The sequence below is a fragment of the Mesorhizobium sp. M5C.F.Ca.IN.020.29.1.1 genome, assembly GCF_003997375.1.
GTDB lineage: Bacteria > Pseudomonadota > Alphaproteobacteria > Rhizobiales > Rhizobiaceae > Mesorhizobium > Mesorhizobium wenxiniae.
This window is the reverse complement of sequence record NZ_RZSW01000129.1, coordinates 1-12,780: the sequence shown is the minus strand read 5'-3', so window position 1 is coordinate 12,780 and position 12,780 is coordinate 1. Positions and strand designations below refer to the sequence as shown.

Genomic DNA, 12,780 nt, shown 5'->3' with positions numbered 1-12,780 from the left:
TTATTCAGGGATTCCGAATGCTTCCTCCCACCCCGTATATTCTGCCCAAAGCCTGCCCACGTAAATAGTGCTCCCACTTTCGCCGACGAATTGGTTCAGAGCGGAAAGCCGGCGTTGCCTCACAAGAAGCGCCCGTTCTGACTTCTTGTAGGAACCACGAGCTTGCAACCACCTAAAGTTAGTTGGTCACGACGATACGCGTGTTGCGGAAGCCGGCTTGCCGCACCATCGAATAGAAGGCGGCGGCATTGGCGGGGTGCAGCCGCACGCAGCCATGCGACGCGGGGCGCCCGAGAGACTTCACCGCGCCCGTACCATGGATAGCATAGCCGCCGCGGTAGAACACCGAATGAGGCATCGGCGACATGTCGTATTTGCGCGAATACCACATCCGTGCCGTTCGTTGCGGCCGGTAGCTGCCGCGCGGCGTGATATACCCCTTGCGCGCCGTCGATACTCGCCATCGGTAAACCGCCTGACCGTATCTTACAGTCATCGTCTGCGATGACACGTCGATCCTTGCAACCAGCTTGGCTGCCCAGCCCTCGACCGAAGAACCGAACAGCATCGTTACCAGTAACGCTGCCATGAGAACGGTCTTTTTCATGCGATCAAACCCCTTTGATTGCACTTGCCTGCCTGTCTTCACGCTATTCTTGATTTTTTAAATGGCAAGTGAGGTAACCACATACTCCTTGACGAATTCGCCAATCCAAAGCAGCGAATTTGAACGAATCCCGCGATAGTTGCCGCAACAACACGCAGCAGCGGCGCGGTCCGCTAACAGGCTTGCCAAAGCGCACGGTTGGCTGCTCAATTCGTCGAATGAACGAAATGAACGAACGGCTCCTGAAAGCGGTCGATGATCGGGTCGACGACCTGGTCGCGCTGACCGCGGATCTGATCCGCTTTCCGACAATCAATCCGCCAGGCGAAGCCTATCGGCCATGCGCCGAATACGTCGGAGCGCGGCTGAGGAAACGCGGTTTCGAAGTCGAATTCATCCGCGCCGAAGACACGCCCGGCGATACCGACCGCTACCCGCGCGTCAATGTCGTCGCCCGCTTCGATGGGCGCTCGCCCGGCGCCTGCGTGCATTTCAACTCGCATATCGACGTGGTCGAAGCCGGCGACGGCTGGAGCCTCGATCCCTTCGCCGGCATTGTCAGGGATGGCAAGGTCTATGGCCGCGGCGCCTGCGACATGAAGGGCGGCTTGGCCTCCTCGATCGTCGCCGCCGAGGCCTTCATGGAGGTCTTCCCAGATTTTCCAGGCGCCATCGAAATATCGGGCACGGTCGACGAGGAGTCCGGCGGCTTCGGCGGCGTCGCCCATCTGGCCAAGCTCGGCTATTTCTCCAAGCCGAAGGTCGACCACGTCATCATCCCCGAGCCGTTGAACAAGGACCGCATCTGCCTTGGCCATCGCGGCGTCTGGTGGGCGGAGATCGAGACCAAGGGCGAGATCGCCCACGGCTCGATGCCGTTCCTCGGCGACAACGCGGTGCGCCATATGGGCGCCGTGCTTAGTGCTTTTGAGGACGAGCTGTTCCCGGCACTCGACCGCAAGACGACGCGCATGCCGGTCGTGCCCGATGGGGCAAAGCGCTCGACCATGAACATCAACTCGATCCACGGCGGCCAGAGCGAGGATTTCCGGCCCGGCCTGCCCTCGCCCAACGTGCCCGATTCCTGCCGGCTGACCATAGACCGCCGCTTTCTGCTGGAGGAGGACCTCGGCACGGTCAAGAGCGAGGTGACTGATATCCTCGACCGGCTGAAGCGCGAGCGCAAGAAATTCGACTACGAGATCCGCGATCTCATGGAGGTGCTGCCGCTGATGACCGAGCGCGATGCACCGGTGGTCAAGGCGGTGGCGCAGGGCATCATGGAGATATTCGACCGCGAGCCCGACTACGTGATTTCACCCGGCACCTACGACCAGAAGCACATTGCCCGCATCGGCCACATCTACGACTGCATCGCCTATGGCCCGGGCATTCTCGACCTCGCCCACAGGCCCGACGAATGGGTAGGGATCTCCGACATGGTCGAATCTGCCAAGGTGATGGCGATCGGGCTGAACATATTGCTCAGGGGCCGCCGGCGCACGGTAACCCGGCTGCGACGGAAAGCTTCGATCGCTTGAGCCGGCGGCTAACGGAAAACATTCCCGCCGGCGCTGCCGGAAAGCACGAAACGCAATTTACTCCTTGGCGAAATCACGCTTCTATCCACCGGGTTTTTTGAGCATATCGGGAGCTGCACGATGAAATTGTGGAAAACCATTCTCACCGCTGCGGGCCTGGTGGTGGCCACTGGGACCTCGGCGTTCGCCGTGCGGACCGATCTGGTCATCGGCATCACGCTCGAACCGCCGCATCTCGACCCGACTGCGGGTGCTGCGGCGGCGATCGACGAAGTGCTTTACGCCAATGTGTTCGAGGGGCTGACCCGCATCGGTCCGAACGGCGAGGTGCTGCCGGATCTCGCCGAAAGCTGGACCATTTCCGACGACGGCAAGGTCTACACCTTCAAGCTGCATACCGGCGTCAAGTTTCACGACGGCACCGACTTCAACGCCGACGACGTGAAATTCTCGCTCGATCGCGCCCGCGCCGACAACTCCGTCAACGCACAAAAGGGCCTGTTCGCCGCCATCGATACGATCGAGGTCGTCAATCCGGCGACGGTCAAGATCACGCTGAAGAACCCGCAAAGTTCCTTCCTCTACAATATGGGCTGGGGCGACGCGGTCATCGTCGCGCCGGAGACAGCCGACACCAACAAGGAAAAGCCTGTCGGCACCGGCCCATTCAGGTTCCAGAGCTGGGCCAAGGGCTCGTCGATCACGCTGATCAAGTCTGATACTTACTGGGGCGCCCCGGTGTCCCTCGACAAGGCGGAGTTCCGCATCGTTCCCGATGCCGCCGCCGCGATACCGGCGCTGCTTTCCGGCGATGTCCAGGCCTTTCCCTTCTTCCCCGATCCCGACAGTGTCGCGCAGGTCAAGGACGACCCGCGCTTCAAGGTGGTGATCGGCGCGACCGAGGGTGAAACCATTCTCTCGATCAACAACAAGAAACCGCCTTTCGACAGACTGCAGGTCAGGCAGGCGATTTCGTTTGCGCTCGACCGCAAAGCGATCATCGACGGCGCCTCGGCCGGCCTTGGCGTGCCGATCGGCTCGCACATGTCGCCCGCCAACAAGGCCTATGTCGACCTCACCGGCCTCTATCCGCACAATGTCGAGAGGGCCAGGGAACTGCTGAAGGAAGCCGGTCTGGAGAACGGCTTCAAGGCGACGCTGAAACTGCCGCCGCCCCCCTATGCGCGGCTTGGCGGCGAGATCATCGCGTCGCAGCTTCGCGATGTCGGCATCGATCTGCAGATCGTGCCCGTGGAATGGGCGCAGTGGCTGGACCAGGTCTTCACCAAGAAGGATTACGACCTGACCATCGTCTCCCACACCGAGCCCAACGACATCGATATCTATTCGCGCAAGGATTACTACTTCAACTACGACAACCCGACCTTCGACAAGATCATCGCCGATCTGAACCTCACCTCCGATGAGGCCAAGCGCATGACGCTGCTCGGCGAGGCGCAGAAGATACTGGCCGACGATGCCGTGGTCGGCTTCCTCTACGAACTGCCGAAAGCCGGCGTCTGGGACGCCAAGCTCGAGGGTTTTTGGGAAAACGCCCCGATCCAGGCCAACGACCTGACCAAGGTGAAGTGGACGGAGTGAGGCAGCGCAGCGGTCCTCCTCCCATGACCACCTATCTTCTCAATCGTCTTGCCATCGCCGTCATCACGCTGGTTCTGGCCTCGATGGTGGTCTTCGCCGTGCTGGAGATCATTCCCGGTGACCCGGCGCGGCTGATGCTTGGCATGAACGCCAGCGCCGACCAGGTCGAGCTGCTGCGCAACCAGATGGGCCTCAACGCGCCCCTCGCTCTGCGCTATCTGCACTGGGCCGGCGGCTTGCTGAGCCTCGACTTCGGCCGTTCCTACACCTATTCGGTGCCGGTCATCGACCTGGTCCGCGAGCGCGTCGTCGTCTCGCTGCCGCTGGCGCTGATCGCGCTGGCGCTGTCCACCATCATTGCCATTCCGGTCGGGCTGTTTTCCGCCGGCAGGCACGGACGGGCCGGCGACACGATTGCGATGGGCGCCGCCCAGCTTGGCGTCGCCGTGCCGAACTTCTGGTTTGCGCTGATGCTGATCTACCTCTTTGCCGTCTGGCTGCGGCTGGTGCCATCAGGCGGTTTTCCGGGTTGGAGCGCCGGCGTCTGGCCGGCGCTGAAATCGCTGGTCCTGCCGGCGATCGCGCTCGCTCTGCCGCAAGCGGCGATCCTCGCCCGCGTCACCCGCTCGGCACTGATCGAAGTGCTGAACGAGGACTATATCCGCACCGCCCGCGCCAAGGGCCTGCCTTATCGCGCGGTGCTGTGGCGGCACGCGCTGCGCAACGCCATGATCCCGGTGCTCACCATTCTCGGCCTGCAGTTCGCCTTCCTGCTCGCCGGCACCATCATCATCGAGAACGTCTTTTACCTGCCCGGCCTTGGCCGGCTGGTGTTCCAGGCGATCACCCAGCGCGACCTGATCGTCGTCGAAAGCGTCGTCATGCTGCTGGTGGCCGCCGTCATCGCGGTCAACCTGCTTGTCGATCTCTCCTATGCGGTCGTCGATCCGCGCCTGAGAAGCCGCCAATGACGCTGCGCTTCGAGATTCCAGAGGAAAATTTTGCCGACATCCTCGTCAAGGCCTTCACCAACCGCTCGTTCCTCGCTGGCTTCGTCATCACCGCGCTGGTGGCAGCGGTCGCCATCGTCTCGTTCTTCTGGACGCCTTTTGACGTCACCAAGCTGATCATCGCCGACAAGACCCAGGCCCCCTCGCCGGCGCACTGGTTCGGCACCGACCATTTCGGCCGCGACATCCTGTCGATGATCATGGTCGGCGCCCGCAATTCGATCGCCGTGGCGCTGGTGGCGGTCGGCATCGGCATGGGCATCGGCGTGCCGCTCGGTGCCTTCGCTGCGGCGCGCGGCGGCATCGCCGACGAAGCGGTGATGCGGCTGAACGATCTCGTCTTCGCCTTCCCTGCCCTGCTGTCGGCGATCATGATCACCGCGATCTTCGGGCCGGGCGCGCTCAACGCCATCATCGCCATCGGCATTTTCAACATTCCGGTCTTCGCCCGCGTCGCCCGGGCCGGCGCGCTGGCTATCTGGCCGCGCGACTTCATCCTCGCCGCGCGCGCCGCCGGCAAAGGCAAAACACTGATCACACTGGAACATGTGTTGCCCAACATCGTCACCTTGCTTCTGGTGCAAGGCACCATCCAGTTCGCGCTCGGCATCCTGGCCGAAGCCGGGCTTTCCTATGTCGGACTCGGCACACAGCCACCGATGCCGAGTTGGGGCCGGATGCTGTTCGATGCGCAGACCCGCATGGTGGCGGCGCCCTGGATGGCGATCTTTCCAGGCATGGCGATCGTCGTCACCGTGCTTGGCCTGAACCTGCTCGGCGACGGTATTGCCGACATCCTCGATCCCCGGTCACGGCGTCAGCGATGAGCCTGCTCGAAATCGAGAACCTTTCGCTGAGCATCGGCGACACGCCGATCCTCAGGGATGTCGAGCTCTTCGTCGCGCCCGGCGAGGTGATGGGGCTGGTCGGCGAATCCGGCTCGGGCAAATCGATCACGGCGCTGACGGTGATGCGGCTTCTCCCCTGGTCGGCGCGCGCCACCGGGCGCGTCGTCTTCGACGGCATCGACATCCTGGCGGCCAGCGAAGACCAGATGTGCGCGCTGCGGGGCGACGACATCGGCATGGTGTTCCAGGAGCCGATGACGGCGCTGAACCCGGTCAAGACCATTGGCGAGCAAGTCGCCGAAGGCATCCGCTGGCATACGAAGGCCAGCCGCGCTGACGCCGAGGACCGCGCGCGAAAGATGCTCGACCGGGTCGGCCTGCCCACAACCAAATTCCCGCTATCGCGCTATCCGCACGAGCTTTCCGGCGGCCAGCGCCAGCGCGTCGTCATCGCCATTGCCTGCGCGCTGAAACCCAAGCTGCTGATCGCCGATGAGCCGACGACGGCGCTCGACGTCGTGCTGCAGGCGCAGATCCTCGACCTGTTGCGCGACCTGGTCGCGGAAAATCGCATGGGCCTGCTCCTGATCTCGCACGACCTCGCGGTGGTGACGGAGATGGCGGATCGCATCACCATCCTGCGCCACGGCGAAGTGATGGAGGCCGGCGACACGGCGCGCACCTTGTCCGAACAGCTCCATCCCTACACCCGACAACTGGCGCAGGCCTCGATGCATGTGCCGGCGCGCGCCAGGACACATGAGATCGGCCAAGACACCCCCCTGCTCCAGGGTGCCAAACCTCTTGTTCAGGTAGACAGCGTGACGCGGGACTATCCGGGACGTCGCCCGTCGCTGCTGAAGCGGGCGGCTCCGATCCGCGCCGTCGACGATGTCTCGTTCTCGATTGATCCCGGCCAGTCGGTGGCGCTGGTCGGGCGTTCCGGCTGCGGTAAGTCCACGCTTGCCCGCATGATCCTGGCGCTGGACGGGCCGACATCGGGAACGATCCGGTTTCGCGGCGAGGTCATCACCGGCAAGAGCGAGGCGGAGCTCAAGCCGGCGCGCCGCGACATGCAGGTGGTGTTCCAGGACCCTTACGGCTCTTTCGACCCGCGCCAGAAAGTCGAAAAACTGGTCGCCGAGCCGCTGCATGTCCTGGAGAAGAAGCCGACGAATACGGAGCGGCGCGAGATGGTGGCAAAGGTCCTACACGAGGTCGGTCTCAGCCCACGCGACATGGACAAATATCCGCACGAATTTTCAGGCGGCCAGCGCCAGCGCCTGTCGATCGCCCGCGCCATCATCACCCGCCCCAAACTGGTCGTCGCCGACGAGCCGGTCTCGGCGCTCGACGTCTCGATCCGTGCCCAGATTCTCGATCTGCTCGCCGAGCTCAACCAGAAGCTCGGCGTTGCCTATCTATTCATCACTCACGATCTGACCGTCGCTCGCGCCATCACCGATCAGGTGATGGTCATGTATGACGGCAGGATCGTCGAGCGCGGCAGGACGAGCGAGGTTCTCGACCATCCGCAGTCCGAAGCCGCCAAGGCGCTGGTCGCTGCGGCCCCAGACCTGCACCGCGCGATTGCTCGGCGGTTACAGGAACAGGGGTGAGCCGCCGACCGTTCAGAACGGCTTACTCTTCGGCCTTCACCACATCGGCTGGGCTGATGTCGAGCAAGTCGAGCGTGCGGCGCAAAAGCTGCATCTCGGTCCCGGCAAGTTGCGAATCGGCCTTGGCGATCTCGGCCATATGGCGGGCAAGCAGGCTGCGCCTCTCGACGTCGAGGTCACGGAACTGCGCGATGGCTTGCGAGCTGTTGGTCTCGTAGCCGATCTCGTTGAGATATTCGATGACGCTGTCGATGCTGGCTTCCGGAATGCCGAAGGCTTCCCGGCAGATGCGCCTGAAGGCGGCCATTTCGCTCTCGCTGACCGTGCCGTCGGCCAGGATCATGCGAAACAGCATCAGCAGTTCCGCCGACAGCACAGGATCGTCCGCAACCTTGCGCACGCCGGGGTCGCCATCGAAGATCGAGCGTATCTGGTCAAGCAATGCGAATGCCATCAGCGTCCCTTTCCGATTCGTCAAATGCATGTCGCTCAAAAGTACGCAGCGGTTTTGAGATAACCACATGCATAAACAAAAGAGCCAAGCGCGTCGCCGCGCGCTTGGCATAGGTAGCGCGGAATCGGTCTTGCGCAAACGGGTCGCCTGTGGTTCGAACGCGCCATATTTTCCCGCTGGCCGGAACCCCTCCCGCAACCACCCGATGTTCGATTTTTTCACCCAGACCGTCGTCATTCTCGGCGCCGCCGCCTTCGCTGCCGGCTTCGTCGATTCGATTGCCGGCGGCGGCGGCTTGATCACCATTCCAGCACTGCTGCTCGCCGGTCGAGGCGCTGGGAACCAACAAACTGCAGGGCATGTTCGGCTCAGGCTCGGCGACCATCCACTACGCCGCGAAGGGCCATGTCGATTTGCGCCGGCAATTGCCTTCGGCCCTGTTGGCGCTTGCCGGCAGTGCTCTCGGCGCCTTGCTGGCGACATTCGTGCCGGGCGACCTGTTGCGCGCGCTTCTGCCGGTCCTGCTGATCGGCATCGCCCTTTACTTCGCCCTGAAGCCAAACATGGGTGACGTCGACCGCGCCCGGCGCCTGTCGCCGTTCCTGTTCGGGCTGATCCTGGTGCCGATTGTCGGCTTCTATGACGGCCTGTTCGGGCCGGGGGCCGGTTCCTTCTACATGCTGGCCTTCGTCACCCTAGCCGGCTACGGCGTGCTCAAGGCGACGGCGCACACCAAGCTGCTCAACTTCGCCTCCAACATCGGCGGCTTCATCGTCTTCGCTGCTGCCGGGGTCGTCTACTGGAAGATCGGCCTGATGATGGGTGTCGCCCAGTTCCTCGGCGCCCGCGTCGGCGCCAGCCTCGCCATCCGCAATGGCGCAAAACTGATCAAGCCGCTGCTGGTGATGGTCTGTCTGGCGCTGGCTATCAAGCTGCTGGCCGATCCGGCGAACCCGCTGCGCACGCTGATTGGTGTGTGAACGGCGCGCCTGATACTATGCGGTTGTACGAATCATGTCGGAGGAGCCACGCATGAATCTCAGTGCGCCTACGCAGCTTGTTTTCATCATATCCCTTGTTATCGCCATCATCGGCCTTCTCGCCGCTCTCGGCGTTTTTGCGTTCATTCCCTTGGCCGCGGTGTGGATCGTCCTCATCGCTTATATTGTGCTTGCTGGCGGCTGCTTGGTTCGCGGCGCTTAAGTATTCAAATCTCAGGCAACTCGAAGCGCCCGGCCACAAGCCGGGCGCTTTTGATTTTGAGGGCTGCTCTGTTAGACTCCTTGGGCGGAAGGAACGCTCATGCTCGCCGAGAGCGAAGACGGCAGCCGACATGAAAATCCCGGCCTCGACCGGTTCGAGATGGTGCGGCGTACGTCCGGCCCTTGCCTCCGGGGCGCGGTCACCGACATCTGCGGCTATCGCGAAACGGCATCGGGCCGTTTCCGCAACGTCGAATATGCATCGCTGACCGTGCCGCTGGTCATCAGCTTTGCCGAACCCTTCGCCATCGGACTCGGCAAGGATCCGGGCGACAACGACCGCTTCGCCAGTTTCGCCGCCGGCCTTTTTGCCGGTCCGGTGGTGATCGAATCCTTCGGTGGCGCCTGCTGCGTCCAGGTCAATTTCACCCCGCTCGGCGCCCGCCGCTTCTTCGGCCTTGCGATGAGCGAACTCACCGACCGCATGGTCGGCCTCGACGATGTGCTCGGACTTGAAGGCATCGCGCTGCGGGAAAGACTTGGCAATGCGCACGGTTGGAGCGCACGCTTTGCCATCGTCGAGACGTTCGTCGCAGCACGGCTGGACAAAGCCCGGGAAACGCAGGCCGAAATCGCCTGGGCCTATGACCGGATCATCGTCTCGGGCGGCCGCATTCGCGTCTCATCGCTCGCCGACAGGCTGGGCTGGAGCCGCAAGCATCTCGCAGGAAAATTCTCCAACGCGATCGGCGTCGGCCCTAAGACGCTGTCGCGCATCGTCCGCTTCAATCGGGCGCTCGGGCTGTCAAGGCAGGACAAATCCGATTGGGCTGATATCGCCGCCGATTGCGGCTATGCCGACCAGGCGCATCTTGTTCGCGAATTCCGCGACCTTGCCGGCGAAACGCCGACGACGCTTGCCGCCCAGGCATAGGTCCTGGAACGCCTCTTGCGACGCCCAACGGGCGCGCGCGTGGTAACATTTCTTCAAGACGTGCGAACAGCCTTCGCCCAGACTGGGTTATCGACAATCCAATTGAAGGAGATCGCCATGACAATAAATGTCGAACGGCCCAGGCTCTATCCCACGTTGCGCTACCGCAATGCAGTCAACATGATCGACTGGCTGGGCGAAGCCTTCGGCTTTGCCGTTCATGCCCGCTACGGCGAAGGCGACATTGTCCATCACGCCGAACTGACTTTTGGCTCCTCGATGATCATGCTGGGCACTGCACGCGACGACAAGTTTGGCCAGATGATCGGTGCACCGGGCCCGGGTGGCGGCAGATCGATCTATGTTGCCGTCGACGATGCCGATGCTGCTTATGCCAGAGCCAAAAAGGCTGGCGCCGAAATACTGGAAGAACTGACGGACCGCGATTACGGCAGCCGCGAATTCATCTGCCGCGATCCGGAAGGCAATGTCTGGTCGTTTGGCACCTATTGGCCCAAGGCCACCGAACCCGCCAGCTAACGCGCCAGGCCAAAGATGGCGTCGCAGTCGAGGTGAGTTTCCAACTCGGCTGCGACCTCGTCCAGCGCCCGTTCGACCTCGGCGCGATAGTCGACGCCGCCGCCTTTCACGCCAAGGTTTTCCAGGAATTTCGCCCGAAAAGCGTCGGCGGAAAACAGCCCGTGCAGATAGGTGCCCGATACCTTGCCGTCGGCGGAGATGGCGCCGTCATCGACGCCGTTGATAACGGCGGACGGCCGCAGCGTATCCGGACCGGTGGTGCGGCCGAGATGGATTTCATAGCCCTCGAGCGGCAGGTCGAACTGCACCGAGCGCGCGCTGACATTGCGCACGGTCTTTTCCGGCTCCATCACCGTTTCAACGTCGAGCAGGCCAAGCCCTGTGGTCTCGGTCACGCTGCCCTCGATGCCGTCGGGATCGCGCACGACGTGGCCGAGCATCTGGAACCCGCCGCAAATGCCGACGACGTGGCCGCCGCGCTTGCGGTGGGCGGCAAGGTCGCGGTCCCAGCCGTTCTCGCGGAATCTTAGGAGATCGCCGATCGTCGACTTCGAGCCGGGAATGATCACCAGCCCGGCATCTTCGGGGAGGTGCTGACCAGGCGGCACGAATACCACCTCGACCTGCGGTTCGGCCTTGAGCGGGTCGAGGTCGTCGAAATTGGCGATGCGCGAAAGCATCGGCACGGCGACCTTCAGCGCGCGTTTCTCGCCGGACGCCAGGCGTTCGAGTACCACGGAATCTTCAGATGGCAACCGCGCCGCCGCCTTCAGCCACGGCACGACCCCGAAGCAGCGCCAGCCGGTGAATGTCTCGATCGCCTTGATGCCGTCATCGAACAGCGAGACATCGCCGCGGAACTTGTTGATGAGATAGCCGACGATCATGCGCCGGTCCTCTTCCGGCAGGATCAGATGCGTGCCGGCGACCGAGGCGATCACGCCGCCGCGATCGATGTCGCCGACCAGAATCACCGGCACATTGGCGCGCGTCGCAAAGCCCATATTGGCAATGTCTCGGTTCCTGAGATTGATCTCGGCCGGCGAGCCGGCGCCCTCGACGATGACCAGATCGGCGCCGTCGCCGACCTTTGCCCAGGAGTCCAGCACGGCATCCATCAGCCTGCCCTTCAGCGCCTGGTAGTCGCGTGCCCTCGCCTCCCCTGACACCTTGCCCTGCACCACTACCTGCGCACCGATATCGGTCTGCGGCTTAAGCAGCACCGGGTTCATGTGGATGGAGGGCGCAACGCCACAGGCGATCGCCTGCAGCCATTGGGCGCGGCCGATCTCACCGCCGAGTTTTTCGCCCGGAATATCGGCAACGGCGGCGTTGTTCGACATGTTCTGCGGTTTGAACGGCCGCACCTGCAGCCCGCGTTTCCTGGCGGCGCGGCAGAGGCCCGCGACCAGCACTGTTTTGCCGACATCGGAGCCCGTGCCTTGCAGCATGATCGCCTTGGCCATCAGTCCTTGCCCTGTACCGTCGTTCCGGTGATCGTGGATTTTGCCGCCAGCGGCCCGCCACGCCAGATGTAGAGCGCCAGTAGCGGCTCCTTGCCGGTGCGCATGGCGTGGCTGACATCAGAGGCGTGGTGGATCACCTCACCCGCCTCGCGCGTGCGAAAACCACCTTCGCCCATGCGCCATTCGGTGCCGCCGGTCAACGGAATGTAGATCTCCTCGGCGACATGATGATGGTCGGGATAGACGACATCAGGTCCAAGGATCAGCAGCCCGGCCGCGACCTCGTCGTTGACGAAATGGCCGCGCGTGCCGAATACCTCCAGCCAGCCGTAATTGTCGATGAAACCCTTGCCGAAATCCGCCTCGCTGTAGGTCTGCCCCCAGCGCAGTTCGCCGCGACGCTCCGCAAGCAGCCGCGCCAGCGGCTTGGCGTTTGCCGGAGCGAGCTCGGCGATACGGTCGAGCTGGCGCAGGCAGGCGAGCGGATGCGGCTCGAGCCGACGCGCCGGCATGGCCCAGCCGATCCGGGCCACGGCATCGCGCACCAGCGTATCATCGAACCTTTCGAGATAGGCATGGAAACACTCGAGCAGTTCATCGAAATCTGTCGTCACGCCTCGCTCCACACACGCATTCGCGCACGGCGCTCCCAGATGGTTGGATGCAGACGGTCAGCTTGCGCGGCGGCATCATTGGTCTAGATTGAACCGCGCGCAAAGCCAAAAACGACAGGCCAGCCGGCCGACAACATTCAGGGAGCACGCCATGGACGCCGCTGTCGATGCGGGCACCAGCCAGTTCGAACTCAACGAGGACCAGCGCGCCATCCAAGAGATGGCCGAGGCCTTCGCCGCCGACCGCGTCGCGCCGAACGCGCTCGACTGGGACCGCAACAAGCATTTTCCGGCAGACGTGATCCGCGAGACAGGCCCGCTCGGTCTCGGCGGCATCTATATC

The 12,780-nt window shown here is 63.2% G+C and carries 13 protein-coding genes and 1 pseudogene; 10 read left to right on the top strand and 4 right to left on the bottom strand.

The features are described from left to right. Positions 1-178: 178 nt before the first annotated feature. Positions 179-607: a L,D-transpeptidase gene (locus EOA85_RS13180; protein ID WP_029351843.1), complete on the bottom strand. Its 429-nt coding sequence runs from the start codon at positions 605-607 to the stop codon at positions 179-181. 227 nt (positions 608-834) lie between these two features. Between EOA85_RS13180 and EOA85_RS13175 the strand changes: the two genes are divergently transcribed. From EOA85_RS13175 to EOA85_RS13155, 5 genes are all read left to right on the top strand, one after another. Then, positions 835-2,148, top strand: a complete 1,314-nt coding sequence (locus EOA85_RS13175) for an acetylornithine deacetylase/succinyl-diaminopimelate desuccinylase family protein (RefSeq protein WP_127209712.1) — start codon at positions 835-837, stop codon at positions 2,146-2,148. Positions 2,149-2,268: 120 nt separating this feature from the next. Then, on the top strand, positions 2,269-3,750 hold the full coding sequence (locus tag EOA85_RS13170; protein WP_127209711.1) for an ABC transporter substrate-binding protein: 1,482 nt from the start codon (positions 2,269-2,271) through the stop codon (positions 3,748-3,750). A 23-nt stretch (positions 3,751-3,773) separates the two neighbouring features. Continuing rightward, positions 3,774-4,721, top strand: coding sequence for an ABC transporter permease (locus tag EOA85_RS13165; RefSeq protein ID WP_127209710.1), 948 nt, complete (start codon positions 3,774-3,776; stop codon positions 4,719-4,721). Further along, positions 4,718-5,587: an ABC transporter permease gene (locus tag EOA85_RS13160; RefSeq protein WP_127209709.1), complete on the top strand. Its 870-nt coding sequence runs from the start codon at positions 4,718-4,720 to the stop codon at positions 5,585-5,587. Before EOA85_RS13165 ends, EOA85_RS13160 begins: the two co-directional genes overlap by 4 nt. Beyond that, positions 5,584-7,227, top strand: coding sequence for a dipeptide ABC transporter ATP-binding protein (locus EOA85_RS13155; protein WP_127209708.1), 1,644 nt, complete (start codon positions 5,584-5,586; stop codon positions 7,225-7,227). Before EOA85_RS13160 ends, EOA85_RS13155 begins: the two co-directional genes overlap by 4 nt. Positions 7,228-7,249: 22 nt before the next feature. Here the strand turns inward: EOA85_RS13155 and EOA85_RS13150 are convergent, their stop codons facing one another. Beyond that, entirely contained in the window at positions 7,250-7,681 is a 432-nt protein-coding gene (locus tag EOA85_RS13150; RefSeq protein WP_095521954.1) for a TerB family tellurite resistance protein, read from the bottom strand. A 205-nt stretch (positions 7,682-7,886) separates the two neighbouring features. On the opposite strand from EOA85_RS13150, the pseudogene EOA85_RS13145 reads away from it, so the two are divergent. The 4 genes and pseudogenes from EOA85_RS13145 to EOA85_RS13130 all read left to right on the top strand — a co-directional run bounded on the left by EOA85_RS13145 (position 7,887) and on the right by EOA85_RS13130 (position 10,357). Next, positions 7,887-8,661, top strand: a pseudogene (locus EOA85_RS13145) (TSUP family transporter). A 52-nt stretch (positions 8,662-8,713) separates the two neighbouring features. Further along, positions 8,714-8,884, top strand: a complete 171-nt coding sequence (locus tag EOA85_RS13140; RefSeq protein WP_084831397.1) for a hypothetical protein — start codon at positions 8,714-8,716, stop codon at positions 8,882-8,884. Positions 8,885-8,983: 99 nt separating this feature from the next. Further along, complete coding sequence (locus tag EOA85_RS13135) at positions 8,984-9,817, top strand: AraC family transcriptional regulator (RefSeq protein WP_127209707.1); 834 nt, start codon at positions 8,984-8,986, stop codon at positions 9,815-9,817. Positions 9,818-9,934: 117 nt separating this feature from the next. Continuing rightward, on the top strand, positions 9,935-10,357 hold the full coding sequence (locus EOA85_RS13130) for a VOC family protein (RefSeq protein WP_127209706.1): 423 nt from the start codon (positions 9,935-9,937) through the stop codon (positions 10,355-10,357). Here EOA85_RS13130 and EOA85_RS13125 read toward each other — a convergent pair. Together EOA85_RS13125 and EOA85_RS13120 are read right to left on the bottom strand one after the other, a co-directional pair. Beyond that, positions 10,354-11,823 (bottom strand): cobyric acid synthase, encoded by a 1,470-nt coding sequence (locus EOA85_RS13125; protein ID WP_127209705.1) that lies wholly within the window; start codon positions 11,821-11,823, stop codon positions 10,354-10,356. The two genes, EOA85_RS13130 and EOA85_RS13125, sit on opposite strands and share 4 nt — an antisense overlap. Then, positions 11,823-12,437, bottom strand: a complete 615-nt coding sequence (locus EOA85_RS13120; RefSeq protein ID WP_127209704.1) for a dimethylsulfonioproprionate lyase family protein — start codon at positions 12,435-12,437, stop codon at positions 11,823-11,825. The genes EOA85_RS13125 and EOA85_RS13120 overlap by 1 nt, the downstream gene beginning before the upstream one ends. A 151-nt stretch (positions 12,438-12,588) precedes the next feature. Between EOA85_RS13120 and EOA85_RS13115 the strand changes: the two genes are divergently transcribed. Further along, positions 12,589-12,780, top strand: a 192-nt coding sequence (locus EOA85_RS13115) for an acyl-CoA dehydrogenase family protein (RefSeq protein ID WP_206523294.1), incomplete at its 3' end; no start/stop codon positions are given.

Coding starts and splice junctions, on each gene's coding strand:
- EOA85_RS13155 (WP_127209708.1), top strand. CDS start 5,584: ATGAGCCTGCTCGAAATCGAGAACCTTTCGCTGAGCATCGGCGACACG.
- EOA85_RS13160 (WP_127209709.1), top strand. CDS start 4,718: ATGACGCTGCGCTTCGAGATTCCAGAGGAAAATTTTGCCGACATCCTC.
- EOA85_RS13170 (WP_127209711.1), top strand. CDS start 2,269: ATGAAATTGTGGAAAACCATTCTCACCGCTGCGGGCCTGGTGGTGGCC.
- EOA85_RS13165 (WP_127209710.1), top strand. CDS start 3,774: ATGACCACCTATCTTCTCAATCGTCTTGCCATCGCCGTCATCACGCTG.
- EOA85_RS13125 (WP_127209705.1), bottom strand. CDS start 11,823: ATGGCCAAGGCGATCATGCTGCAAGGCACGGGCTCCGATGTCGGCAAA.
- EOA85_RS13150 (WP_095521954.1), bottom strand. CDS start 7,681: ATGGCATTCGCATTGCTTGACCAGATACGCTCGATCTTCGATGGCGAC.
- EOA85_RS13175 (WP_127209712.1), top strand. CDS start 835: ATGAACGAACGGCTCCTGAAAGCGGTCGATGATCGGGTCGACGACCTG.
- EOA85_RS13140 (WP_084831397.1), top strand. CDS start 8,714: ATGAATCTCAGTGCGCCTACGCAGCTTGTTTTCATCATATCCCTTGTT.
- EOA85_RS13180 (WP_029351843.1), bottom strand. CDS start 607: ATGAAAAAGACCGTTCTCATGGCAGCGTTACTGGTAACGATGCTGTTC.
- EOA85_RS13135 (WP_127209707.1), top strand. CDS start 8,984: ATGCTCGCCGAGAGCGAAGACGGCAGCCGACATGAAAATCCCGGCCTC.
- EOA85_RS13130 (WP_127209706.1), top strand. CDS start 9,935: ATGACAATAAATGTCGAACGGCCCAGGCTCTATCCCACGTTGCGCTAC.